Source organism: Allobacillus salarius, assembly GCF_007559425.1.
Taxonomy (GTDB): Bacteria; Bacillota; Bacilli; order Bacillales; family Alkalibacillaceae; genus Allobacillus; species Allobacillus salarius.
Genome location: NZ_VMHE01000027.1, coordinates 1 through 25,698, shown reverse-complemented (window position 1 = coordinate 25,698; position 25,698 = coordinate 1). Strand labels below are relative to the sequence as shown.

Below are 25,698 nucleotides of genomic sequence, written 5' to 3'. Positions count from 1 at the left end.
AAGGCGGCGAACAAGATAAAGTAACATGACTAATCTAAGACCTTAATTTTTTTGTCCAATTTACTGTTGACATTCCATTATTTCAGCATGCTATCTTTGATTGGAACCCTCCTATTCAAAGATAGAGCATTATTTCAGCACGCTATCTTTGATTAGAGCCCTCCTATTCAAAGATAGAGCATTATTTCAGCACGCTATCTTTGATTAGAGCCCTCCTATTCACAGGTAGAGTATAATTTTGGTGCACTATCTTTGATTAGGACTCTTGTTAAGCAAACGGAAGTCAGTTTGTTATCTCACAGCTATAAAAAATCCGAACGACATATTCGTTCGGATTTAAATTAATCCATTTCGATATTCATTTTTGTTTCTGCAGGTTTTGTTTCGACGATGATTTCGCCTTCACGGATGGAGTAAAGTACTGGAGCTTGCGTCCGGATTGCTTCATATTCAGATTCTGAGTCAATGACAATTAAGTTCGCCTTGTTTCCTTGCTCGATTCCGTAAAGCTCTTCGATTCCCAATGTTTTTGCTCCGTTTGTTGTTACAAGGTTTAGAGCCGAAACAATGTGATCATAATCAGTCATATGACAAGCGTGCAAGCCAATTTCAGTGACATGCATTAGATTCCCATCTCCGAGTGGATACCACGGGTCCATGATTGAATCCAATCCAAAACTAACATTGATTCCTTCGTGGAGCATTTCTTTTACTCTTGTTAGTCCTCTTCGAACTGGATTATCATCGAATCGTCCTTGCAAATGTAGATTCGCTTTCGGCAGGGCAACGAAATGAATGCCTGCTTTTTTTAATGTTTGGAAAAGCTTGTACGTGTAGGCATTACTATAAGAAGCCATTGCTGTCGTATGACTTGCCGTTACACGATGACCGATGCCTCGTTTCAATGCTTCTCCTGCCAAAACTTCCAAGTATCTCGATTGATCATCGTCAATTTCATCACAATGAACATCGACGAGTTTGTCGTATTTCTCAGCTAATTCTAATATACGATGAACAGAGCGAACGCCGTCTTCTCTTGTTAACTCGTAATGTGGTATTCCACCGATGACGTCAGCTCCCATTTCTATTGCTTCGATAAGAAGTCTTTCCGCATCCGGTTTCGTATAAAGTCCTTCTTGTGGCATAGCAACGAGTTGAAGGTCGACCCACGGCTTAATTTCTTCTTTAACTTCCAATAAAGCTTTCATACCTTTTAACTCTGGGTCACCGACATCCACATGCGTTCGTACATGTTGAATTCCATGTTTAATTTGCATTTTCAACGCATTTTTTGCACGTTGTTTAATATCTTCAATCGATTCATCGACTAACTGCTTTCGTTCAGCCCAAATTTCAATTCCTTCAAATACAGAACCTGTCTGATTCCAGCGAGGCGTACCAGCTGTCAACGCATAATCTAGATGAATATGCGGCTCTACATAAGGAGGCAACACAATTTTTCCTTTAAGATCAATCGCGTTGTCATCTTGTTCTTGCCCTTCTGAAGTTGAAATCTTTTTGAACCTACCGTCTTGAATTTCAAGATCCCAAAGACCTTCCTGACCATATAGTTTAGCATTTGTTAATAACATACAACCATCTCCTAGTTCATCTATCTTCTAAACTTAGCATCATGCGATGGCGTTCGATTAAAGCCATCAAAATGAGACCGCATTTTCAGAGTAAGCAGTCTATGTCATCGTAAAAAGACGATTGCCCTCAACTACAAGATTTTAAAAATGAAATCGAATGTTTATTGAATTCATTTGCTTGGTCGATATTGCATACGTGACCACAATTATCTAAAACAATCAGTTGGCTTGTATCTTGATCAGCTATATCTCTTTTCAATGTTTCCAAAAACAAGTAATCTTCATCGCCCATGATATATAAGGCAGGTTTCTTCATCGGTTTTCCTTTAAACTTCCGTAGAAGCGGATTGATGTCCTTTGTTAGCTTGAACCATCTCAAAAATTCTTTTTGATATATTTTCTTTGCCTCACGGATAAATAAGTTTCTGGACTCTTTATGGTACTTACTAGGCATAATAATCAGTGCCAGCATTTTATAAATCCATGTGAAAGGTATAACGTTCTTTAGTAGATTACCGATTTTGATCAACGTATTTGAACGGATATTCATCTTCGTGATGGCGCCTCCCATCACAAGGCTCTTTACTCGTTCAGGATGCTTTTCGGCGAGAATTCGATTGATGATCGTCCCAAGGGACACACCTACGAAATGAGCCTCTTTTATCTTTAAATGGTCCATTACTTCAATAACATCTTCACTTACTTTATCAAAAGAATAGTGCTTTAGTGGTCTTTTTTGATTAAGATCCTTTGAACGTCCGTGTCCTCTTAAGTCGAGCATAACAATATTGAAATGTTTTTTAAAATCTTTGATTTGGCGATAAAACGTTGCAGAGCTTCCACCTGCTCCGTGTACAAATATCACCCATTCAGTTGAACTGTTATGTTCGTAAACTTTATGGTATAACAAGATATTCTATCCCCGATCGTTTTGGTTTATCCTTTTCATGCTGTAAAACTTTATACTTATCTCTGAAAGCTTATGTTCAAATCAATCGTCAAGCTATCGCGAATTATATTTTCCCTTATTTTGCGATTAGTTACGCTCAAGATAGCGATATAGAGTAGATTTGCTGATCCCTGTTTGTTCTTTGATTTCTTGTAAACTAAACTTCTTACTCTCATATAAACTTAGTGCCCGTTTCACATTGGCGTCCGGTTTTCGAGGGCGACCAGTACTCGCTCCCCTGCTTTTCGCTTCATGAAGGCCCTTTCTCGTTCTCTCACTAATTTTTTCTCGTTGAAAATCAGCCAACCCACTCACTAAATCGAGCAATTCGTATTTCGTCGTTTGGCTCGTATCTATGTTTTCATCAATCGTTTGAATAAATGCACCTTTTTCGTGTATTTTTTCAAGTAATTCAGCTAGGGAACGAATAGAGTCTGCTAATGTGGCGAGTTTCGTTACGAGTAATTTGTCTCCCTTTTTTAGCTTATGAACTAATTGATCCAACTGTTGACCTTGCTCGCTTGATTGTTCATTTTCAACAACAATTTCTGTACAGTTTTCCTGTTGCAATAGCGCCAGTTGTTTTTTATAATCTATATTTATGTTTGCTTCACGCAAATAACCAATAATCATTTAATATTTTACCTTCCCAAAGCTATTTCTTTTATACTAACACAGCATTAGGCCTTATAAACATTCATCTGACGAACTACACAAAAAGTTCATTTTCATTTAAAAAACATTCCCAAAAACGTTCCTTTTTGACACGAAAAGTGTTAAACTATCTCTATTGCTTTTTATCGAACGGAAAAAGCCACAAATTATAATGTAGGAGTAGAGAAAATTGATAGAGAAAATAAAAACATCTTGGTTTTCAAACGTCCGAGGAGATATTCTCGCTGGTATCGTCGTAGCATTGGCTTTAATTCCAGAAGCCATTGCTTTTTCTATTATAGCAGGTGTAGATCCAATGGTCGGATTATATGCATCGTTTTGTATCGCGGTAATCATTGCATTTACAGGCGGTCGTCCAGGGATGATTTCCGCTGCAACAGGTGCGATGGCACTGCTCATGGTTCCTTTGGTGAAAGAGTATGGCCTAGATTACTTACTCGCCGCAACCATTTTAACAGGTGTCATCCAAATTTTATTTGGTATTTTTAAAGTAGCGAAAGTAATGCAGTTTGTTCCTAGAGCTGTCATGATCGGCTTTGTAAACTCATTAGCAATTTTGATTTTCATGGCTCAAGTGCCACATTTTATCGGAATTAATAACTTAACGTATGTATTTGTTGCGATTACGTTGTTGATTGTGTACTTATTGCCACGATTTATCAAAACGATTCCGGCTCCGTTAATTGCAATTGTACTCTTAACAGCCGTTGCACTATATGCTAATTTTGACTTGCGAACTGTCGGTGATTTAGGAGCGATTCAACAATCATTACCATCCTTCTTCATTCCGAACGTTCCATTTACATTTGAAACACTCATGATCATCTTTCCTTATTCACTCGCATTAGCGATTGTTGGTTTACTAGAATCATTATTAACCGCTTCAATCGTTGATGATATGACGGATACGGACAGTAACAAAAACAAAGAAGCACGTGGTCAGGGAATCGCGAACATCGCAACAGGATTCTTCGGCGGAATGGCTGGCTGTGCGATGATTGGTCAGTCGGTCATAAACGTAAAATCAGGTGGTCGTGGCCGCTTATCAACTTTAGTCGCTGGTACTTTCTTAATGTTTTTGATTCTCGTTTTAGGTAATTTGGTTGTTCAAATACCGATGCCTGTTTTAGTTGGAATAATGATTATGGTATCCATTGGAACATTTGATTGGACATCCTTTAAATATTTGGTAAATGCACCAAAAGCAGATGCAGCCGTTATGGTCGTGACGATGGGAATTGTTGTAGCGACACATGATTTATCTAAAGGAGTCATAGCCGGTGTATTGCTAAGTGCAGTATTTTTCGTCATCAAAATCTCAAAGATTCAAGTTCAAAAACAAATACTCGAACACTCAACGGTTTATCACGTTACAGGGCAACTGTTTTTCGCCTCTGTCGATAATTTTGTCGACGCAATCGATTTAACAGACCGTGAAGGAAAAATTACGATTGATTTTTCACAAGCTCACGTATGGGACGACTCAGCTGTCGGAGCAATTGATAAAGTTGTGTTAAAGTTAAGTGAAAACGACAACGAAGTGACAATTACAGGCTTAAACAAATCAAGCCAAAAGATTGTTAATCAGCTAGCTGTTCAGCGCATGAATACGGAAGTAGTTCAGGAGGGGTAAAGATGTATCGACGAATTTTATTAGCGGTAGATGGTTCGAAGCACTCCGAGCGTGCAACCGAACAAGCAGTAACAATCGCTTCTTTAATTGAGGATAGCTTGATTGAAGTTGTACTCGTCGCGGATTTCTCTAAAGCCAAAAACGAAGTGCTACATTCCCAAGGCAAAGAAGAACTTGAAGTATCCAGACGAAAAAAGTTATTGAACATCGAGAAAATCATTCAAGAAAAGAATGTAAACTATGAAGTAAACATTCTACATGGCGAACCTGGCCCAACAATTGTTTCCCACGCCAATGATCAGCAGTTTGATTTGTTAGTGATCGGAAGCCGAGGATTGAATACACTTCAAGAAATGGTCTTAGGTAGCGTCAGCCACAAAGTCGTTAAACGAGCGAATTGCCCTGTGTTAGTCGTTAAGTAGAGATCATGAAATCTTTTTGTCATTTCATCGTTTTTCGTATAGAAAATATTGAATTCAGTCTATAATGAAGCTAACAAAATTGTGTAAGGAGTGAACTTCATGCGATTGAAAGTTCTCTATATAACGTTATTGTCATTGTTTTTATTAGCTTCATGTAATACATCCGATGACACTTCTACTGCTGACCAAGCGGATGTAAAAGAGATGGTCAATGAGTATAGTGCTGGTAATTTCGGTGATGAACAAGCTTCTATTACATCCACCGAATTGATCATTCAAGAAAACAACGAAGAAAAACGATATGAATTACCGGAAGATGAGTTCTTCGTCTCGATTGCTCCATTCATCAATCAAACACATCCATGTGGTAACCACAGTCTGACAGGCTGCCAAGGTGAACTGGCAAATGAAGAATTTGAGATTACCATTACGGATGTTGACGGCAATGTCGTATTTGATGAAAAGCGTAATTCTGGAAAGAACGGGTTCGTTGATTTATGGCTTCCAAGAGATCAAACGTATCAAGTTTTAGCCAAGCATGATGGAAAAACGGTTGAATCTGAAATCTCTACTTTTGAAGATGACGGTACATGTATTACTACCATGCAATTGCAGTAAATTTTCATGATGTTTTCATTTACCGAACTATCGGGTATAGTAAAATAGCTAGTCATAAAATAAAACCGTAGACGCGTTCCCACGTCTACGGTACAACAGTCGAACTCCATCAAGAGGAGACGGCGCTATAGGTTACAAAATAACCCCTTTGCCGGTCAAAGCATATGAGGGGTTATTTTTGTGGTCGGACATTATAAACGCGATTAACATCCCGAAGGAAATCATAAGCGTTAATGCACTTGCAATGTCTATAGGCGTCACCTCCCTTCCTCGGAAAAATCCAAAGAAGGTCATTCTGTAACGCCACCCCTCATATCGTTCGTCGATCTGTTGTTGCTAACAGTATAACAGAATGCGAACTATTGTTCTATTATATTTTCTTATTTTTTCGTCCATTGACTATGAACTTCAACACCTGCATCCACCAACAAATTGTGTAATGGACATCTTTTTTCTACGGTTTCTTTCAACAACGCCAAAGCTTCTTCGGATTCTTCCGTTTCCACTTCTACTTGAATCGTAACCGTTTGAAAATACGTTTGTATGCCCTCTACTCCTTTAAAACCTCTTGGATCCAAGCTGCCATTCGTATTAAAATCCAGTCCCGTGTAAGTAAAGTTCAAGTCTTTTGCAGCGTATGAAGCCATAATGGAAGTACATGCTGAATAAGCACCTAGGAAATACTCCAACGGATTTGGACCCGCATTTGTTCCACCTAAACGTTCTGGTTCATCTACGAAAAATGGTGCCAAATCTCTTACATGAATCATATTTTTTAATCCTTCTTCCAATTTACCATTTACACTTAATGTTGCTAACTGTGGTTTTGTCATTTTAAAAACTCCTTTGTTTATCTTAATTGCTTAATAGATTACTACAATGAGAATACAAATCTTACCGCAAATAAACTTAACCGCATACGATTTTCATTTGCTTTAGTTGTTTTATATTTTTCACTCCAGCTAACACCATGGAACTACTGAAGTCTTGAAGAAAATTAGCTAAAAACTGACTTACACCTTTCTCACCATCGATAGCTAAGCTATATACATAAGGCCTACCAATCAAAACAGCATCTGCACCGAGCACTAACACTTTCAACGCATCACTCCCTCTACGAATACCGCTATCAAATAACACAGGAATTTTTCCATTTACGACTTTCGCAATTTCAGGCAAGGCATCGATACTCGAAATCACGCCATCTAACTGTCGCCCGCCATGATTGGAAACAATCAATCCATCCACGCCGCAATGTATTGCCTGAAGCGCATCTTCTGGATGTAACACACCTTTTAATAGAATTGGCAAGCTGGTCATTCTTTTCAACTTTTTAATATGCGACCAATTCAAAGCTGGGTAGTTAATCTGTTTAATGATTCCATCAACGATTGTGCTGTCATTCACTTCAGCAAGCGTAGATAAGAAAACATCGTCAGATTCGAAATTCCCTTGACCATAACCATCCGCCAACGGTGAATACCCATAAGACAGATCTTTTTCCCGAAATCCTAACGTCACGGTATCGATCGTCACGACTATTGCTTCAGAACCCGCTTCTTCCGCTCGTTTCACAAAACTATAAGAAACATCTTCAAGCGACGTCCAATACAATTGAAACCATTTCGGTCCATCACCCGATTGACCCACTTCTTCAATGGAAAAGCTAGAGACCGTACTTTGAATAAAGGGGATATCATACTTTGAAGCCGCACGCGTCACTGCAAGATCCCCTTGGTCATCCGCTAGCTTCAACACCCCGACAGGCGCTAAAATGAAAGGCGTTGGATACGTGTTTCCAAATAGTGAAATTCTCGTATCTAATTCGGAAACATCATTCAGTAATTTTGGAATGATAGAATACCTTTGAAATGCGTTCTTGTTTTTGCGCGCAGTTTCCTCTGCACCAGCACCGGATGAAATATAACTAAACGCTTTTGGAGATAGTATGTCTTTGGCTGCTTTTTCGATTTCCTCATAGCCAATCGGCAGTGGACTCTCTTCAACCGATTGAACGATATAATCGTTGCTTTTGTATGTAGAAATGACTCCTCACCCTTATCAACGTAATATCCTTCTTTGTTACTAGTTTATCATTCATTTTATAATATCGCCTAGTATACATTACGAACCCTTTGTTCTAAGCAATGTTCAAGCTATTTTCACATAGAGGTAAATGTTTTTATGATATAATAAAATCTAGGAAAGATATGTGTAAATGATTGGGAGATTTGTATGAAAAACGTAACCATTCAAAGAAGCAGTGACTCATCTTCATTGGTCAGTCTGCTCATCGATATAAAAAATTTATTAAAAGGAAAAGTGTTAATTGCGAACGTTTTTCCAGTGTTCACGGCTTTCTGGTTAGCGCTTTATTTCCAAGGAGAGCAATTCAGCGATCATATCGGATTATTCTTCTTGACGTTGATTGGTAGTACCCTCGTTATATCAGGAGCGTTGATGCTGAATAACTGGTTTGAGGTAGATCTCGACCAAAATATGGACCGTACACAGGAACGGCCAACCGTCTCAGGGAACTTCTCTTTACGATCTGTTTTGTTAGCTGGTATCGTTACAACGATTGTTGGACTGGCTATCATGTTTTTCACAACAAATGAAGCCTTGCTCTATTCCTTTTTAGGCTGGTTTGTCTATGTTGTACTTTACACATTTTGGTCAAAACGAAAATATGCATGGAATACACTAATCGGAAGTGTATCCGGAGCATTCACACCATTGATCGGCTGGGCTGCCATCGCACCTGCGAATCACATCGTTCCGATTACATTGTTCGTGATTTTACTCATTTGGCAAGTTCCACACACGTTAGCCATCACAATAAGACGATTAGAAGATTACACTCGGGCGGGTGTACCGATGTTACCGGTTGTTCGAGGTGTACAAGTCGCAATGATGCACCACTTGATTTATATCATTGCCTTGCTCCCTCTCCCATTCTTATTGATTGAACCATTAGGTTGGATCTTTTTCGTAGTCGCCATTCTTTTGACAATTATTTGGGTGATTCATGCGGTGAAAGGGTTCCAAGCAAAAGATCAAAAGCAATGGGCACAAACCAGTTTACGCTTTTCATTGATTTATCTAATTTTGCTATTCCTTTTAATGGTTATCCTAACCATTTAACTGTTTCATCAAAAAATGACCTCGTTATCAATTCGAGGTCATTTTTATTTGAAATTTAGTCATCTATTCTGTTCGGAGTATTTTTTCCATAGCTTTTCCTTTAGCCAACTCGTCAATGAGTTTGTCTAGGTAGCGAATCTCCTGCATTGTCTCCTCTTCAATATCTTCTACTCGTACACCGCAGATTACGCCTTTAATTAACTTTCTTGATGAATTTAATTGGGGAGCTTCTGCAAAAAAAGTTTCGAAATCTACTTCGTTTTCTATTTGTTGATCAAGCTCTGTTTGAGAATACCCGGTTAACCAACAAATAATTTCATCAACTTCTTCTTTCGTACGATTCTTTTTCTCTGCCTTCGTGACATAATGCGGATAGACACTTGCGAAACTCATTGTATAAATCTTATGTTTAGCCATTTTTTCCTCCATTTTTAACTTGTAATGTAGCTAGTAACTTCTCTTCCTATCTATTTCTTATAATTTTAATTTAACACTAAATAAAGCAATTACAAAATCAATGAATAAAGGGATGCTACATCAATTGCAATTAGCATCCCTTAGTAGTGTGTTATTCTTTTCTCTCAGAGGAAATTTTTATTCCTCTTATCCTCTATTACTCGACTTCATCGTCGTAGTCATCTTCTTGTTCTTCTCGTTCTTATTTTCTTTTAGCTTCTTCGGCTTTCTCTTTAGCTTTCTCTCTTCATCTTCTAAAAGTAAAAAGATAAAATCATCATTTTCTTTTAGCTTTTTATTCACTATAGTGATACTCATTAATTTACTTAGGATAGCGAGAGCAATGTAAGTCAATTATCCTTAAAAACAGCATCGCAAATAACACACAAGTTCTTATATATGTAAAACTCAGAAATAAAAATCCCCCGAAACATTCGTCCGAGGGTACATAAAAGTACATTTGAAGTTTTAGTCAAAAATTCCTTAACCCATTGCCAACAAACTATTATAACCGTATTAACGCTTCACTCTCCACACGATTCGACCGTGCACACCAGGTCGAATATACTTCGAAAGCAACCCGTGTTTTGGTGAACCGATAAAGCTAACTAGAAATACAATTCCAGTAGCAAAAGCCATGGAACCCGAAATGGATGTATCAATCCAAGCTGCCACATAGAAACCTGCTACTGCTGAAATGACTCCAAAAAAGCCACTTAATACGAGCATAACCGCTAGTTTATCAGTCCAAAGATACGCTGAAGCTGCTGGTGTGATTAACATTGCAACGACCATGATGGCTCCTACCGAATCAAAAGAGGCTACTGTCGTAACGGAAACCAAGCTCATGAATAAATAGTGCATAACCATGACTGGTATACCGAGACTTGCGGCAAGTGTAGGGTCAAAGGATGTTATTTTCCACTCCTTATAAAAGGCAATAATGAAAAATAATACAACGAGAAACACTATCATCAATAAGGCTGTCGCTTGGGGGATCTGGCCAATAACCGGTAGTGTGATCGTATGAAAAGGAATGAAAGTGATTTCTCCCATTAAAGCATGCTGTACATCTAAGTGTGCGTTACCGACAGACGTGGAAATCAAAATGACGCCAATGGCAAAGAGAGTGGTGAAGACAATTCCCATAGACGCATCATGCTGCACACGCAACGAATGAAGCCATTGGACCAAAAAGGCTGTTACAAGACCAGCAAGTATTCCTCCAACCAACATAGCTGATCCACTAACTTCTCTAGTGACTAAAAAAGCAATGACAATACCAAGTAAAACTGTATGGCTTATTGCATCAGCCATCATGGCCGTTTTTCGAAGAATCAAGAATACGCCGACCAGTCCACAGGATAGCCCCACAAGCGCTGCTGTCACGATAATCCATGCTGTATAGGTCATTTATTTCACCCCTTCTGATTTCAACACGGCCTTGGCTTGTTGCTGTCTCTGTTGAATTTTTAACTGGATATATTGAATGAGCAGTCCCTTTTCTTTCCCGAACACAAGCGAAATAACGAAAAATCCTGCAGCCACAACCACAATAAATGGTCCAGTTGGCCAACCACTCCCCCATGAACTTGTCAATGTTCCTAAAGCCCCTGAGATGCCTCCAAAAGCCGATGACAGGATCAGCATCGATTTAAACGAATGACTCCAATAACGGGCACTCACTGCCGGAATAATAAGCATCGCAGCCATTAAGATTACGCCGACTGCTTGGATGCCGATTACAATCGTTGTCACAAGTACAGCAGTATAAATCGTATTCATGCCTCTAAGGGAAAGCCCAATCCCTTTCGCGAAATTTTGGTCAAACAAAAATATTTTCCATTCCTTAAAGCCGATGGCAATGACAAAAATGACGAGTAACGCTAAGGCCATCATCGTTAGTACATCGGACCGAACCATGGAAGCAGCCTGCCCATAAATGAAGCTATCGAGACCACTTTGGTTCCCTCCAGCAGACCGATTCGCAATTGTCAAAAGCATAATTCCAAATCCATAAAATACCGCAAGAACCATGCCCATTGCTGAGTCTTCCGATATTCTACTGGAACTAGTGATCCATTGAATGAGAAATGCACCAACTAAGGCACTGCATGCAGCTCCAATAATAAGAAATAGTAAATTTTTTTCGCCAATCAAAAGAAATGCAAGAACAACACCTGGCAAGGCAGCATGCGATAGAGCATCGCTCATTAAATTTTGTCTTTTCCAGTAAGCCATGCACCCAATCGTTCCTGCTGCAAGACCAAGCGTTGTGGTACTTAGAAGAACCCAACCTAAATTACTATTCAGAAGTAGAGACAACATGTTGAAATTCGCCCCCGATCAATCGCATATTGCCACCATAGGTTTGGGCAATGTTTTCTTTCGTGAAAATTTCATTTGTTTTACCATGCGATATGATAGTCCGATTCAAAAATAGTACATGATCAAAATAATCCATCACCGTTTGCAAATCATGGTGAACAACCAATACTGTTTTCCCAATTTCATTTAGTTCTTTAAGCGTTGCCATGATCGCGCGTTCTGTTGCAGCATCAACCCCTGCAAGTGGTTCATCCATAAAGTACAAATCGGCTTGTTGAACAAGTGCACGTGCTAAAAACACACGTTGTTGCTGTCCGCCTGATAGTTGACTGATTTGCCTATTGGCATAGTCTTCCATCCCCATTTTTTTCAGTGCTTCAAATGCCAACTCGCGGTGCTTCTTGGATGGCCGCTTAAGCCATCCAATTTTCCCGTATAGACCCATTGTCACAACGTCCAAAGCATCAGTTGGAAAATCCCAGTCCACTGATCCTCTTTGTGGAACATAACCAATTCTTTTCTTTGCCTTCTGAAAAGGAAGGCCAAAATAGGTTACGTTCCCTGTCAATAATGGATGCAAATCTAACATCGTTTTCATTAAAGTCGACTTACCAGCACCGTTCGGTCCAACAATCGCTGTGAGTGACCCTGGCTCTACCTCAAAGCTAATATCTTCTAACACTGTATTTTTACGATAGGATGCCGATAAGTCTTCAACTTTAATTATTGAATTTCCCATAATAAATCACTCCCTTTTTTATTTATTCAACGCTTCATAAATAACCTCAATATTATGTTTATACATGCCAACGTATGTGCCTTCCTCCGTGCCAGGTTCTCCCATAGCATCAGAGAATAGCTCCCCGCCTAGTTCAACATTTATACCATCACTTTGCGCGCCTTCAATGACGGCTTGAATGGCATCCTGATTGATACTACTCTCTACAAATATAGCTGGAATCTCGTATTCTTTAATAATCGCAATTGTATCGTTAATGTCAGAGATCCCGACTTCATCCTCTGTACTAAGTCCTTGTAGACCTATGACTTCCAAACCGTTCATATGGCCGAAATAACCAAAAGCATCATGAGCAGTTACAAGAACCCGCTGTTTCTCTGGTATCTCCGTTAATTTTTCCGCATCTTGTTTTAATGCATCTAACTTTTCAAAGTATGCCTGTTTATTCTTCTCAAAGAGTTCTGCATTTTCTGGTGAATATTCTTTTAACTCTTCTACTGCAGCATCTAAAGCTTGCTGCCATAAGTTAATGTCAAACCAAATATGTGGATCAATAGCTCCTGCTTCATCTATTAAAATCGATTCATCTGGTAACGTTTCACCAACAGCAAGAACAGGCTTTTCATCACTAATCGATTTAAATACTTCTACCATGTTTGCCTCTAAATCTAAGCCGTTATAAAAAATAATGTCCGCTTCAGCGACTTTGGATATATCACTCTGTGTCGGGTTATATAAATGTGGATCTACGGATGGTCCCATTAAACTCTCAACTGTTAATTTATCTCCACCAATAATGGATAAAGGTTCGCCAATTTGTGCAATCGTTGTGACGACATGAATCGTTTCTGCGTTACTCGTATCAGCCGACGTTCCATCATTATCACCACACGCAGCCAACAGTAAGAATAAGCTTAAAAAGAAAATACTTCCCCATTTTTTAATCTTCATCTTTCACTCTCCTTTGAATTTTGTTTCCCTAAAGAAACTTTTGTTAATAACATTATACACATATTTTTTTCATTCACAAAGCATTTTTTGGTTTAAGGAATATTTATTTCCCTCAGGAAACTAATTTGTCTAGATATGTTATGCAGTATGAAAGATATTTTGCCTGTACATTTTCGTTCATACAGAAAAAATCCCCGAGCGCTAAGCTCGAGGATTTCTTGATTACTATATGTCTTATGGATATAACGTAATTTAATCTAAAAAGTTTTTTTAATTTCATTCATTTTTTTGTGAGTTTGCATTAAATTTTCTTCAACAAGGCCACACTCTCAACATGATTCGTCTGTGGAAACATATCTACGGGTTGGATTTCCTCCACTTGATAACCATTTTGCACTAAATACTTCATATCCCGTGCTTGTGTTTCTGGGTTACAAGAAACATATACAACGCGCTCTGGTTGTAACTTAACAACACTCGACAGAAATGCTTCGTCGCTTCCGCTTCTCGGTGGATCCAATATAACGACATCTGCTTGTTCGCCGCGCGCTGCCATTTGAACCATAAATTTGCCTGCATCACCTTGATAAAATCTGGCGTTCTTCACACCGTTACGTTTCGAGTTTTGAATCGCGTCACGAACTGCGCCTTTATTCAGTTCCACACCGATGACTTTGCCTGCTTTTTCGCTTGCAACTAAACCAATTGTCCCTATGCCACAATAAGCATCGATGACTGTTTCCTTTCCAGTCAGCTTGGCCATTTCAATTGCTTTTGCATATAGTTTCTCCGTTTGAACTGGATTGATTTGATAGAAAGATGAAGCTGAAATTTCGAACTGCAAACCACAAAGCGTGTCTTTAATTGTGCCTTTGCCGAAGAGTACTTTTTCCTGATCACCGAGGATCATGCTGTCCGATCTGGTATTTACGTTCAATAAAATCGTCGAAATCTCTGGGTGTTTTTCTCTTAAAGCTTTCACAAAATTCTTTTGACCTTTAAAGATCGGTGAAGCTGCAACAATGACAACCATGATTTCACCGCTATTTTTACCGACTCTTACAAGCACATGGCGCAAAAATCCTCGGTCTGAATCTTCGTCATATGGCTGCATTTTAAAGGATTTCATCATTCCTTTAATTGTTTGGATAATTTCATCGGCTTTCGGATCATGAATAATGGAACGCTCCATCGGTACGATGCGATGAGAATTCGGTGCATATAAACCCGTGATGACTTCCTTCTTTCTATTCAAACCGAATGTCATTGTATTTTTATTACGGTAATCATAAGGATGCTCCATCGTCAAAATGGGTTTCAGCTTACCGAATGGCTTCATTAAATCGTTCACAACATTCTGTTTGAAGCGTGCTTGAGCCTCGTCCGTCATATGATGAATTTGACAGCCTGCACTCTGTGCATAGTAGGAAGCTGGTGAACCCGCGCGGTCTTTCGATGGTGTAATGATTCGCTTAAGGTCTGTTTTTGGAAATCGGCCCTTTTGTGAAATGAGTACCTCTGCTTTTTCACCTGGCAAGAAGTTTTCTACAGAAAGAGACTTGCCTTCCCACTCAAAAATCCCCTTACCTTCATGTGTTAAGCCAGTGCAAGTGACTTCTGCAATCGTTTTTTTCTTCGATTTCGGTTGGTTTTTATGCTGAGGTTTTGAGTTATTCGTTTTTTGATGTGGTTTTTGATTGGTTGGCTTTTTAGTTGAACTGCGTTTATTTTTCTTCACTTTATTTCTATTGTTTTTTTGTTTCATGTTTATTCACGACCTAACTTTGTGCTTTATATAATATAAATTGATATTTTTACTGAATCGATAAGTACAAAACATTATAACATTTCCCCATGTAATTAACATGATGCAGCCGTTTTCAGGTAAAACTGCTGTATTTTACTACACGATTACTGATTAATATTTTTACATGTAAAGTCCAAACGCAACGATGAAAGAATTCATACTGTATATAAAGGGCCTTTACAAGAGGTTCTTTAATTCTTGAAGGAGTTGATACAAATGTCTTGTAGCTACGGTGGAGGATTTACTTTAATTGTAGTTTTGTTCATCTTGTTGATTATTGTTGGCGCAAGTGTATTTAGCTGTGGAGGGTATGGATACTAATTAATTTTACTTACCTCTCCCAATCTTAAAAGAACACCATGCTGAAGCTACGGGTATGGTGGACACTTATTTAAAGATATTGATGAGGAGGCCTGATTGTAAAAGGTCTTCTCTTATTCGTTTTTCATAAAATGATGATTTTTATAGGTATCTAAACATACACAACGACTCTCCCCTACATATATTGCCATATATAGGTGTAATATCAGTCTTTATCTGACACACAAGATGATGTTGAGAGGAGATGGAATGTCATCATGAATCGAAATAGGAGAGGCTTTTCTCCTCGTTTTTGTATATTTCCTGGATACAATTGGTGCGGTCCAGGATGCCATGGACCAGGTCCTCCAATCAATGCGGTAGACGCTGTCTGCAAAGCCCATGATTTATGTTACGACCAATATGGACCATCTTGCGGTTGCGACCGTGAGTTTCTTGATCGGTTAAGTCATTTAATGAATCCGCACACAGAAGAAGGACGCCGTGCGAGGTTAATGTATAACTATATGAAGATGCAGACTTTCTTTACCTGTGGGTTTTATTAAAATGAGTAGATACAAGGCAATGAGAATTCCAAGTTTTAGATACTTTTGAGTCAATATCTCTTCGATTTGTGGAGGGATATTTTTTACAAGAGCCTGGAAAAAAACCTCGAACGATCAGTCCGAGGGAAATAACGATAAGCTGAATATGAACTTATTAATCATCTAAACCTTTTTCACTATCTCCGTCACACTCTCGATATGACTACTTTGCGGAAACATATCGACCGGCTGGATCTGTTTCGTTTCATAACCTGCTTCATCCAATATTTTCAAATCACGAGCCAATGTTGATGGGTTGCAGGAAACGTAGACGATTCGATCAGGTTCCATGCCGACCATCGCATCCAGTAGTTCTTCGTCGCACCCTTTTCTTGGTGGATCGACAACAATCACATCGGGTCTTAATCCTTGGGCGTGCCACCAAGGCATGACTTTTTCGGCTTGTCCGACGTAAAATTCAGTGTTGGTCAATCGGTTGTGTTTCGCATTATCCTTCGCATTATCAATCGCTTGGCGGACAATCTCGACGCCATAAACTTTTTTAGCGTGCTGAGCGAGGAATAAAGATATCGTTCCTATACCGCAATATGCATCGATGACCGTTTCGTTACCGCTTAACTGCGCATACTCTAACGTTTTCGCGTACAGCTTTTCTGTTTGTAGTGGGTTAATTTGATAGAAGGAATGTGCACCGATTTGGAATTCCAAGTCGTCAATTCGATCGGTAATCGTATCGCTACCCCAAATCGTGTTCGACTCTGGACCCATGATGACATTCGTTTTCTTCGTGTTCACATTATGAATGATACTTTTCACGTCCGGGTCGATCGCTAGGATTTTCTCAATCAGCGCATCCTTTTTAGGAAGTTCTTTCGTGTTGGTCACGAGTATGACCATCATTTCGTTTGTATGTTGTCCTGTTCGTACAATGACATGGCGAATAACTCCTCGGTGGGTGTTTTCGTCATATGGTTCGATATGGAGTTCTTCAAACAGATTCGCCATTTCTTGGATTAACTTATCGTTTTGTGGGTGTTGTACCGGACAAGAGTCCATGTCGATGATGTTATGGGATCGTTTTTGGTAAAATCCTGTGATCACTTTTCCATCTCGTTTACCGACTGGAATCGATACTTTGTTGCGGTAATCCCATGGGTTTTCCATGCCGATTGTTGGGTGGACAGGGACATCAGGCAAATGGGCAATTTTTCGCATCACGTCTTTTACTTGTTTTTGTTTCATTTCAAGCTGGCGTTCGTATGTCATATGTTGTAGCTGACATCCACCACATTGAAAGAAGATATCACATGGCGGTGTCGTCCGATGCTCACTTTCCTCATATAGTTCAATCAATTTGCCGAAACCGAAATTTTTCCGTGTTTTCACGACTTTAACCTTCGCTTTTTCACCAGGTAATCCGTATGGAATAAACAAAGGATAGCCATCTACTTTCGCAACGCCGTCTCCTTCGTGTGTTAGATCTTCGAATGTAACATCGATATATTGATTTTTTTCTACAGGTGCTTTTGCCATATTTCATTCCGTCCTTTATGTGTTGGTGGTTTCATTATATAGGAAGTACCTCTTTTTTCCCAAACCTAAGGAAAATTCAGTTGCTTTGTAACATTTTTTCTTAAAATGAAATAATTACTTAACCATTATGTAATTCCAATAACTTGCTAACTAATGTATAATGTATAATGTATATAAACAATTCAGAATTGTTAAAGACATAATAGTTGCGTATACCTTTTCAAAAAATATTTGTAAATGACCAAGGAGGAGATTTCATGTACATAATTGCTAGAAATGATAATGGAAAAACAGAGTACCTTAAAGATTCAAGTAGTACGTCGAATAAGACCTTTGATGATTTCTCTGCTGCAGAAAACTTCGCAAAAAAGTTGAATACGCATACGCAAGCAAACAAAAAGTGGTATGTCTTGGAATTGGAAGATAAACAGGAAGATGAAGCCACGCCTAAGTAAAATTAAGTAGTTCAAGGAAGGGATAAAAGTTAATCAAATTCCCTCCTTGAACTACTTTTTATTTATTAATCACTATTCGCTTTCTCCAAAATGTTCCTCTGGTACGAAAAATTCTATATGCTTGTGAAGATTCGTGAACGTACCCGGAAGCTTTCCTCCGTATTCACCATCAATATTCAACAGCAATTCATCTCGCGGCTCGACAACAATTTCTTTTGCATGAGTGTATATGACTTTATCGTCATCAATATGTTGTCCCCTCAACGCTTTGTTTGCCAATAACAGAAACTCAGCTAAGTTTGTTCTCTTCAAAATCAGCAGATCGAAATATCCATCGTTCATCACAGCATTGGGGGCGAGTTTTTCAAAACCACCAATTGAATTCGTATTCGCAACTAGAAAAAGCATGATTTCCTCTTCACATACATTTCCGTCATATTCAATTTTGACATACGCCGGGCGTATAGAAGGTAACATCTCGACTCCCTTTAAGTAATACGCAAGCTGGCCTAACAACGCTTTTTGCTTGCTGGAAGTTTCATACGTTAATTCTGTCAGTCTCCCACCACCGGCGATGTTCATGAAATGTTTGTCGTTCACTTTCCCGATATCAAGCTTTTTTGAGTAACCTTTCAAAATCAGCTCAGTCGCTTTTCTTGGATCTCGAGGTAGCTTTAACGCTCTGGCAAAATCATTTGTTGTCCCCATAGGCAATATGCCGAGTTTAGGCCGATAAGGTTGGTCCGCATAACCATGAATCACTTCATTCAGCGTACCATCTCCTCCAGCTGCCACGACGAGATCATACTGTCGTTCACAAGCGGTTTGTGCAGCTAATGTAGCATCACCTTCACCTGTTGTGGCATGCGCTGATGTTTCATAGCCTGCCTTTTCCAACAGTTCCAAGACATCAGGTAAATACTTTCGCATGCCTTCTTTACCTGATGTCGGATTATAAATTACTCGAGCACGTTTCATCGTCTCACCTTCGTTCAGCTTGTACTCTTTCGTCGTTGCACATCGTTGTTGTTGGATTATATTCTTTTTATCGTTTGTCTATTTCTTCTTTTAAAATTTTGTTGACCATTGGTGGATTCGCTTGACCTTTTGTTTTCTTCATCACTTGACCGACTAGGAAACCAAGGGCACGGTCTTTACCGTTTTTATAGTCAACGATTGATTGTTCGTTTTCATTTAAGATTTCTGTAATGATTTCACGCAACTGATTTTCATCAGAGATTTGAACGAGTCCTTTTTCTTTGACGATCTTCTCTGGGTCGCCGCCTTGCTTCATCAGTTCTGTAATGACTTTTTTCGCAAGTTTACTAGATAGCGTTCCTTCGTCGATTAATTTCGTCATTTTTGCCAAGCTCTCTGGAGTAACTTTCAAATCACTTAATTCCAGTTGTTGCTTGTTCATATGCGCAGAAATATCTCCCATCAACCAGTTGGTTGCTTGTTTCGCATCAGCACCGTGCTTGACGGTTGCCTCAAAGAAATCGGACATTTCTTTCGTTGACGTTAAAACTTCTGCGTCATATTGATCAAGGCCTAGCTCTTCGACATAACGTTTCATCCGCGCTTCCGGAAGTTCAGGAATGGACTGGCGTACTTGTTCCTTCCACTCATCACTAATATAAAGTGGCACTAAGTCTGGCTCAGGGAAGTAACGATAATCGTCCGATCCTTCCTTGATCCGCATGAGAACTGTCTCTTTTGTTTTCTCATCATAACGACGTGTTTCTTGAAGGATTTCTCCTCCCATGCGAAGTACTTTTTCCTGACGTTTTTGTTCGAATTCAAGTCCTTGGCGAACAAAGTTAAAGGAGTTCAAGTTTTTCAGTTCTGTTTTCATCCCGAATTCTTCTTGTCCGACCGGGCGCAAGGAAAGGTTCGCATCACAACGAAGGGAGCCTTCCTGCATTTTCACGTCTGAAACACCGGTGAACTGGATAATATTGCGCAGTTTTTCTAAGTAAGCATAAGCTTCATCAGGTGTGCGGATATCTGGCTCAGAAACAATTTCAATGAGTGGTGTTCCTTGACGGTTGTAATCCACATAAGAATAACCGTCATCACCGTGTGTTAATTTCCCAGCATCTTCTTCCATATGCAAACGAGTTATCCCGATTTTTTTCTTCTTGCCGTCGACTTCTATTTCAATCCAACCATTTTCACCAATCGGTTGATCAAATTGAGAGATTTGATAAGCTTTCGGGTTGTCTGGATAGAAATAGTTTTTTCGGTCAAATTTTGTTTCTGTTGCAATGTCACAGTTTAGCGCCATCGCAGCTCGCATCGCAAAATTGACGGCTTCTTTATTCAACACCGGCAATACGCCTGGGTAGCCTAGGTCAATTGGATTGACGTTGGAGTTCGGTTCGTCGCCAAAAGCGTTTGGGCTCGGGCTGAAAATTTTCGATTCCGTCTTCAGTTCGACGTGTACTTCGAGTCCTATGACTGTTTCAAAGTTCATTAGTTGACACCCCCAATGGCTGGCTTCTGTTTATGATGCTCTGTTTGTTGCTCGTACGCATGTGCAACACGATAGACATTGCTTTCGTCAAAGTGCTTTCCAATGATTTGCAAACCAATTGGCATGTTATTATCCGAATGGAAGCCACAAGGAATGGAAATCGCTGGTACACCGGCTAAGTTGACTGGAATGGTCAAAATATCATTTGCATACATCGTTAGTGGGTCGTCGATTTGTTCACCGATTTTAAACGCTGTTGTCGGTGAAGTCGGTCCAACGATGACATCATAGCTTTCAAAAACTTTTTCAAAGTCCTCTGTAATCAAACAACGAACTTGCTGTGCTTTTTTATAATAAGCATCATAATAGCCTGAACTTAATGCGAACGTTCCTAGCATAATACGTCGCTTCACCTCGTCGCCGAAGCCTTCACTTCTTGATTGCTTGTATAACTCAATTAAGTTGTCTGCATTCTCAGCGCGTTTTCCGTAACGAATTCCATCAAAACGAGCGAGATTGGCAGAAGCTTCAGAGGAAGCAAGCATGTAGTACGTTGCAATTGCGTATTTCGAGTGAGGTAAAGAAACTTCATCCACTTCAGCACCGAGCTCTTTTAATGTATCAATCGCTTGATTAATTTTATTGGCAACTTCTTCATCGACGCCTTCTTGGAGATATTCTTTTGGCACTGCGACCTTCAAGCCTTTAATATCACCCGTCAATGCTTCTCGGAAATTTGGAACGTCTATGTTTGCACTCGTCGGGTCCATCTCGTCTACACCTGAAATGACTTCAAGAATTCGAGCGTTATCTTCAACAGTTCTTGTCAGTGGACCGACTTGATCGAGTGATGACGCGAATGCTACCAATCCAAAACGAGAAACTCGTCCATAAGTAGGTTTCATACCGACTACACCACAGTAGGATGCTGGTTGGCGAACAGAACCGCCTGTATCCGAACCTAATGCAAATGGTACTTGTCCGGCTGCCACAGCTGCTGCTGAACCACCACTGGATCCTCCTGGCACATAGTCTTTATTCCAAGGGTTTGTCGTTTTTTTATAAGCCGAATTCTCAGTTGAAGAACCCATTGCGAATTCATCCATATTCAATTTACCGATATTGATCGCATTCGCATTTTTAAGCTTCGTAATAACGGTTGCATCATATAATGGGTCCTCGAAATTGCTGAGGAATTCACTCGCACACGTCGTTTTTAGATCTTTCGTCATAATATTATCTTTGATTCCAATCGGCATACCAAACAATAGGAATTGATCGGCATCGATTCCTTCTTCGTCCAATTGCTTCGCTTGTTCCAATGCCGCTTCTTTATTTAATGTCAAAAATGCATTTACTTGGCCATCGGTTTCTTCAATCCGGTCAAAGCATGCTTGGGTTAATTCAGTAACCGTAATTTCTTTGTTGCTCAACTTTTCTTGTAGCTCTTTTATTGTTAAATCTAATAAAGACACCTGGTACCCTCCTTATTCCAAAATCGATGGCACACGGAATTGCCCATCTGCTTGGTCTGGTGCATTTTTTAATGCTTCTTCTTTCGTGATCCAATCTTTCGGTTCATCTTCACGGAATACGTTTTTCATATCTAGTACATGCGTCATCGGTTTGACTTTACTTGTATCTACCTCACTCAATTGCTCGGAGAAGTTAATGATCGAGCTTAATTGCTCACTATATTTTTCCGCTTCTTCATCTGTAATCGCAAGTCTTGCCAAATTAGCGACATGCTTCACATCTTCAGTTGAAATCTTTTTAGACATTCTGGCACCTCCAATATTTACATCCATCTATATGTAACATTATGAATCAAAAATAACCTTACAATACTCTCTATCATAGCAAAATAACCGTTCGCATGGCAACGATTACTATACGTTAAGAACCCTTAAATAAATTGGGTCCAAGATGGTGACTCAGGGGATTGTAAGGCTCTCTTGTTTTAGCTAGCAAGATTTGTGGATGGGCCCTCGACTTCCTCTTGAAATATCTTTCTATACAAAATAATAAGATTAGACTGACAAATTTATTTATTTCCTTTATAATACTTAGTATCACGAAATAGTTTAGAGGAGGAATTACATGGCACAACGTAAGAAGCGTTCAGAAGTTCCTGTTGAACAAACATGGAACTTAGAGGATTTATTCTCGACTCCTGCTGATTGGGAAGAAGCGAGAATGGAATTGGAGGATGAGTTGCCGACGGTCACGCAATATGAAGGGCGACTGCACGAAGGTGCCGATGTTTTGTTTGATTGCCTCGAAGCTCAAACGACGTTGATCGAAAAAGCGACACTCGTGGCTACATATGCCAACCTACGAAGTTCAGAAGATGGAACAAATGCAGAAAACCAAGCGAATTCTGCCAAAGTTTCAAGTACACTTGCCGCAGTTGGTGCTGCTCTCTCTTTTGTGAATTCAGAGATCTTGGCATTACCTGAAGGTACCATTGAAAAGTATCTTAATGAAAATGATCAATTAACTGACTATCAATTGGTTTTACAAGATTTATTGGAAGAAAAACCATATACTTTGTCTGCTGAAACGGAAAAAGTATTAGCTTCACTCGGACAAGTAACTGATGCACCTTATATGATTTATCAGCGGAGCAAATCTTCGGACATGGATTTCAAAGATTTTGAACACGATGGTGAGACATATGCGAATTCATTTGCTTTGTTTGAAGATGAATATGAACTTTCACCTCAGACGGCGATTCGTCATAAAGCCTACGAATCGTTCGTTGAAACATTAAAAAACTATCAAAATACATTTGCTGCTACGTATTCCACAGAAGTGACGAAGCAAGTGACATTAGCAAAAGTTCGCGGCTATGAAAACGTCACACAAATGTTGTTGCAGCCTCAAAAAGTAACCGAAGAAATGTATCATAATCAGCTGAATGTCATTCAGAAAGAATTGGCGCCACATATGCAACGTTATGCCAAATTGAAAAAGCGTGTACTCGGTTTGGAGAAGATGTCTTTTGTCGACTTAAAAGCTCCATTGGATCCAGACTTTAATCCTGAATCTTCTTATGAAGAAGTATGTGATACTATTCTCAATGCGTTACAAGTGATGGGCCCTGAATATACGGATGCGATGAAAAAAGCGATGACCGAACGTTGGGTTGATTATGCCGATAACGTCGGAAAATCAACAGGTGCATTTTGTGCGAGTCCATATGGCTCCCACCCCTACATCTTACTGACGTTTACTGGCAACATGCGTGGCGGATTTATTTTGGCACACGAACTAGGACACGCAGGGCATTTTTATTTCGCAAATCAAAACCAGCGAATCTTTAATACGCGCCCTTCTACTTATTTCATTGAAGCACCTTCGACATTAAACGAGTTGCTTCTAGCCGATCACCTATTGGAAAATACGGACGACCCACGGATGCGTCGTTGGATTATTTTGCAACTACTTGGTACGTATTACCATAACTTTGTAACGCATCTACTCGAGGGAGAATATCAACGTCGGGTTTATTCTTTGGCCGAGCAAGGCATTCCGTTAACCGCCCACACTTTATCTGAACAAAAAGGTAAAGCGTTGAAAAACTTTTGGGGAGATACCGTCGAGATTGATGAAGGTGCAAAGCTAACTTGGATGCGTCAGCCACACTATTATATGGGGCTTTATCCGTATACGTATTCCGCTGGTCTCACTGCTTCAACCGCTGTACATCAGTTGTTCAAAGAAGAAGGCCAACCGGCGATCGACCGTTGGTTGGACGTTTTAAAAATGGGTGGCACGAAAACACCGCTTGAATTAATGAAATATGCAGGAGTCGATATGTCGACACCAGATGCTGTAAGAAAAGCTGTCGCGTATGTCGGTTCACTCGTTGATGAACTTGAAAAAAGTTATGAATAAACAATTTGGAACAGAGCTGCTCCGAAATGTGGCTCTGTTTTCTTTTGTTTCGATTACATAAATACGACTTTCTAGAAGAAAAGCTTGAAATCCGATAAACTATAATTAACTGGAGGGTTTTACATATGGTTAAAAAAGTGTGGGTTTCTCATAGCGGTGGAAAAGATTCAATGCTCGCTTTACATCGAATGATGAACCGATCAGATATTGAAGTCGTCGGTTTGCTGACGACAGTCACTGAAGGATTTGAGCGTTCAACCACCCATGGCATCCGGGAAGAACTCGTCGATTTACAAGCCGAACTTTTAGGATTACCGATGCATAAAGTTTTTTTACCGAAAGATCCATCCAACGAAAATTACAACCTACGAATTTTCGATGCCTATTATACCGCTCGTGATGAAGGGATTTCTCACATTGTTTTCGGTGATATTTTATTGAAAGATGTTCGTGACTATCGGGAAAAACAAGTCCAAGAATCTGGATTGGAAGCGATTTTCCCATTATGGGGCGAATCGACAGATGATTTAATCCACGCATTCATGGATCTTGGCTATGAAACAATCATTACGACAATAGATCCTAAAATCGTTCCGTTGTCTTTTTTAGGAGGAAAAATAACGGCAGACTTATTAGAATCCCTGCCAGAGAACGTTGATGTATGCGGCGAAAATGGTGAGTTCCATACCTTTGTCGTTGACGGCCCGTTATTTGAGCGACCACTTCCTTATGAAATTAGTGAACACACGCATGAAGGTCCTTATTATACATATATCGATTTAGTTAGGAGCGAAACAACATGACAGATAAGCATACAGAAAAATCAAGTTTGATTCCCGACATGGTTATTGGCGTACTGATTGCTATTGCCGTTTGGCTCGTTACAGATAACCTAGTAACTGGAATTGCCATAGGTGTCACGATCGGTGCAGGCCTTAATGTAATTAAAGAAATGAAAAATCGGAGAGACTAGATTCGGTTAGTTGTAGGATTGATTGATGTCTGTACAACTTTTAACTTACGGATGTGCTTACCAGCAGTTAGAACACGTTCTTCAGCAGTTGGATGTGCTGGTTCAGCAGTTAGAACACGATCTTCAGCAGTTAGAGGCGTTGGTTCAGCAGTTAAAACACGATCTTCAGCAGTTAGAGGCG

28 protein-coding genes are annotated in these 25,698 nt (G+C 39.6%); 10 read left to right on the top strand and 18 right to left on the bottom strand.

Annotated elements, in window-relative coordinates; translation table 11 throughout:
- Positions 1-341: 341 nt before the first annotated feature.
- The 3 genes from codA to FPQ13_RS11395 form a co-directional block, all read right to left on the bottom strand.
- Positions 342-1,592, bottom strand: coding sequence for a cytosine deaminase (gene codA / locus FPQ13_RS11405; RefSeq protein ID WP_144089459.1), 1,251 nt, complete (start codon positions 1,590-1,592; stop codon positions 342-344).
- 127 nt (positions 1,593-1,719) lie between these two features.
- A complete protein-coding gene (locus FPQ13_RS11400) occupies positions 1,720-2,502 on the bottom strand; it encodes an alpha/beta fold hydrolase (RefSeq protein WP_144089458.1) in 783 nt (260 codons plus the stop codon).
- Between the two features lie 126 nt (positions 2,503-2,628).
- On the bottom strand, positions 2,629-3,174 hold the full coding sequence (locus tag FPQ13_RS11395; protein WP_144089457.1) for a recombinase family protein: 546 nt from the start codon (positions 3,172-3,174) through the stop codon (positions 2,629-2,631).
- A gap of 211 nt (positions 3,175-3,385) precedes the next feature.
- On the opposite strand from FPQ13_RS11395, the gene FPQ13_RS11390 reads away from it, so the two are divergent.
- The 3 genes from FPQ13_RS11390 to FPQ13_RS11380 all read left to right on the top strand — a co-directional run bounded on the left by FPQ13_RS11390 (position 3,386) and on the right by FPQ13_RS11380 (position 5,889).
- Entirely contained in the window at positions 3,386-4,849 is a 1,464-nt protein-coding gene (locus FPQ13_RS11390) for a SulP family inorganic anion transporter (RefSeq protein WP_144089456.1), read from the top strand.
- 2 nt (positions 4,850-4,851) lie between these two features.
- Complete coding sequence (locus FPQ13_RS11385) at positions 4,852-5,271, top strand: universal stress protein (protein WP_144089455.1); 420 nt, start codon at positions 4,852-4,854, stop codon at positions 5,269-5,271.
- A 99-nt stretch (positions 5,272-5,370) separates the two neighbouring features.
- Positions 5,371-5,889 carry a CueP family metal-binding protein gene (locus FPQ13_RS11380; RefSeq protein WP_144089454.1) on the top strand — a complete coding sequence of 173 codons (519 nt, stop codon included), beginning with the start codon at positions 5,371-5,373 and terminating at the stop codon, positions 5,887-5,889.
- A 380-nt stretch (positions 5,890-6,269) separates the two neighbouring features.
- On the opposite strand, the gene FPQ13_RS11375 is transcribed toward FPQ13_RS11380, so the two are convergent.
- Complete coding sequence (locus FPQ13_RS11375) at positions 6,270-6,722, bottom strand: OsmC family protein (RefSeq protein WP_144089453.1); 453 nt, start codon at positions 6,720-6,722, stop codon at positions 6,270-6,272.
- A 76-nt stretch (positions 6,723-6,798) separates the two neighbouring features.
- On the bottom strand, positions 6,799-7,839 hold the full coding sequence (locus tag FPQ13_RS11370; protein ID WP_281281211.1) for an alpha-hydroxy-acid oxidizing protein: 1,041 nt from the start codon (positions 7,837-7,839) through the stop codon (positions 6,799-6,801).
- 285 nt (positions 7,840-8,124) lie between these two features.
- On the opposite strand from FPQ13_RS11370, the gene cyoE reads away from it, so the two are divergent.
- The gene (cyoE, locus tag FPQ13_RS11365) at positions 8,125-9,033 is read left to right on the top strand and encodes a heme o synthase (protein WP_144089451.1); all 909 of its coding nucleotides are present in this window, start codon (positions 8,125-8,127) and stop codon (positions 9,031-9,033) included.
- Between the two features lie 63 nt (positions 9,034-9,096).
- Here the strand turns inward: cyoE and FPQ13_RS11360 are convergent, their stop codons facing one another.
- The 7 genes from FPQ13_RS11360 to rlmD (FPQ13_RS11335) form a co-directional block, all read right to left on the bottom strand.
- Complete coding sequence (locus FPQ13_RS11360) at positions 9,097-9,450, bottom strand: DUF2200 domain-containing protein (RefSeq protein WP_144089450.1); 354 nt, start codon at positions 9,448-9,450, stop codon at positions 9,097-9,099.
- Positions 9,451-9,636: 186 nt separating this feature from the next.
- Positions 9,637-9,792: a hypothetical protein gene (locus tag FPQ13_RS13555; protein WP_186279666.1), complete on the bottom strand. Its 156-nt coding sequence runs from the start codon at positions 9,790-9,792 to the stop codon at positions 9,637-9,639.
- 213 nt (positions 9,793-10,005) lie between these two features.
- Positions 10,006-10,902 (bottom strand): metal ABC transporter permease, encoded by an 897-nt coding sequence (locus FPQ13_RS11355; RefSeq protein WP_144089449.1) that lies wholly within the window; start codon positions 10,900-10,902, stop codon positions 10,006-10,008.
- Complete coding sequence (locus FPQ13_RS11350) at positions 10,903-11,817, bottom strand: metal ABC transporter permease (protein WP_144089448.1); 915 nt, start codon at positions 11,815-11,817, stop codon at positions 10,903-10,905.
- Positions 11,795-12,556 (bottom strand): metal ABC transporter ATP-binding protein, encoded by a 762-nt coding sequence (locus FPQ13_RS11345; protein ID WP_144089447.1) that lies wholly within the window; start codon positions 12,554-12,556, stop codon positions 11,795-11,797. Before FPQ13_RS11345 ends, FPQ13_RS11350 begins: the two co-directional genes overlap by 23 nt.
- Before the next feature lie 18 nt (positions 12,557-12,574).
- Positions 12,575-13,507 carry a metal ABC transporter solute-binding protein, Zn/Mn family gene (locus FPQ13_RS11340; protein ID WP_144089446.1) on the bottom strand — a complete coding sequence of 311 codons (933 nt, stop codon included), beginning with the start codon at positions 13,505-13,507 and terminating at the stop codon, positions 12,575-12,577.
- 301 nt (positions 13,508-13,808) lie between these two features.
- On the bottom strand, positions 13,809-15,272 hold the full coding sequence (gene rlmD / locus FPQ13_RS11335; protein ID WP_144089445.1) for a 23S rRNA (uracil(1939)-C(5))-methyltransferase RlmD: 1,464 nt from the start codon (positions 15,270-15,272) through the stop codon (positions 13,809-13,811).
- A gap of 258 nt (positions 15,273-15,530) precedes the next feature.
- Between rlmD (FPQ13_RS11335) and FPQ13_RS11330 the strand changes: the two genes are divergently transcribed.
- Together FPQ13_RS11330 and FPQ13_RS11325 are read left to right on the top strand one after the other, a co-directional pair.
- Positions 15,531-15,635: a YjcZ family sporulation protein gene (locus FPQ13_RS11330; RefSeq protein ID WP_144089444.1), complete on the top strand. Its 105-nt coding sequence runs from the start codon at positions 15,531-15,533 to the stop codon at positions 15,633-15,635.
- A 257-nt stretch (positions 15,636-15,892) separates the two neighbouring features.
- Positions 15,893-16,180 carry a phospholipase gene (locus FPQ13_RS11325; RefSeq protein ID WP_144089443.1) on the top strand — a complete coding sequence of 96 codons (288 nt, stop codon included), beginning with the start codon at positions 15,893-15,895 and terminating at the stop codon, positions 16,178-16,180.
- A 162-nt stretch (positions 16,181-16,342) separates the two neighbouring features.
- Here FPQ13_RS11325 and rlmD (FPQ13_RS11320) read toward each other — a convergent pair whose 3' ends face one another.
- A complete protein-coding gene (gene rlmD / locus FPQ13_RS11320) occupies positions 16,343-17,713 on the bottom strand; it encodes a 23S rRNA (uracil(1939)-C(5))-methyltransferase RlmD (protein WP_144089442.1) in 1,371 nt (456 codons plus the stop codon).
- Between the two features lie 257 nt (positions 17,714-17,970).
- On the opposite strand from rlmD (FPQ13_RS11320), the gene FPQ13_RS11315 reads away from it, so the two are divergent.
- Positions 17,971-18,168 (top strand): hypothetical protein, encoded by a 198-nt coding sequence (locus tag FPQ13_RS11315; protein ID WP_144089441.1) that lies wholly within the window; start codon positions 17,971-17,973, stop codon positions 18,166-18,168.
- Between the two features lie 72 nt (positions 18,169-18,240).
- Here the strand turns inward: FPQ13_RS11315 and FPQ13_RS11310 are convergent, their stop codons facing one another.
- The 4 genes from FPQ13_RS11310 to gatC all read right to left on the bottom strand — a co-directional run bounded on the left by FPQ13_RS11310 (position 18,241) and on the right by gatC (position 22,425).
- Positions 18,241-19,146, bottom strand: a complete 906-nt coding sequence (locus tag FPQ13_RS11310; protein ID WP_144089440.1) for a diacylglycerol kinase — start codon at positions 19,144-19,146, stop codon at positions 18,241-18,243.
- A gap of 67 nt (positions 19,147-19,213) precedes the next feature.
- The gene (gene gatB / locus FPQ13_RS11305) at positions 19,214-20,644 is read right to left on the bottom strand and encodes an Asp-tRNA(Asn)/Glu-tRNA(Gln) amidotransferase subunit GatB (protein WP_144089439.1); all 1,431 of its coding nucleotides are present in this window, start codon (positions 20,642-20,644) and stop codon (positions 19,214-19,216) included.
- On the bottom strand, positions 20,644-22,119 hold the full coding sequence (gene gatA / locus FPQ13_RS11300; protein ID WP_144089438.1) for an Asp-tRNA(Asn)/Glu-tRNA(Gln) amidotransferase subunit GatA: 1,476 nt from the start codon (positions 22,117-22,119) through the stop codon (positions 20,644-20,646). The genes gatB and gatA overlap by 1 nt, the downstream gene beginning before the upstream one ends.
- Before the next feature lie 12 nt (positions 22,120-22,131).
- Complete coding sequence (gene gatC, locus FPQ13_RS11295; RefSeq protein ID WP_144089437.1) at positions 22,132-22,425, bottom strand: Asp-tRNA(Asn)/Glu-tRNA(Gln) amidotransferase subunit GatC; 294 nt, start codon at positions 22,423-22,425, stop codon at positions 22,132-22,134.
- A gap of 319 nt (positions 22,426-22,744) precedes the next feature.
- Here gatC and pepF point away from each other — a divergent pair, with 319 nt between their 5' ends.
- The 3 genes from pepF (at position 22,745) to FPQ13_RS13550 (ending at position 25,517) form a co-directional block, all read left to right on the top strand.
- Positions 22,745-24,544: an oligoendopeptidase F gene (gene pepF, locus FPQ13_RS11290; RefSeq protein WP_144089436.1), complete on the top strand. Its 1,800-nt coding sequence runs from the start codon at positions 22,745-22,747 to the stop codon at positions 24,542-24,544.
- 125 nt (positions 24,545-24,669) lie between these two features.
- Positions 24,670-25,347 carry a Dph6-related ATP pyrophosphatase gene (locus tag FPQ13_RS11285; RefSeq protein WP_144089435.1) on the top strand — a complete coding sequence of 226 codons (678 nt, stop codon included), beginning with the start codon at positions 24,670-24,672 and terminating at the stop codon, positions 25,345-25,347.
- Entirely contained in the window at positions 25,344-25,517 is a 174-nt protein-coding gene (locus tag FPQ13_RS13550; RefSeq protein WP_186279665.1) for a hypothetical protein, read from the top strand. Before FPQ13_RS11285 ends, FPQ13_RS13550 begins: the two co-directional genes overlap by 4 nt.
- On the opposite strand, the gene FPQ13_RS13545 is transcribed toward FPQ13_RS13550, so the two are convergent.
- On the bottom strand, positions 25,514-25,698 hold a 185-nt coding region (locus tag FPQ13_RS13545), incomplete at its 5' end, for a hypothetical protein (protein ID WP_186279664.1). The two genes, FPQ13_RS13550 and FPQ13_RS13545, sit on opposite strands and share 4 nt — an antisense overlap.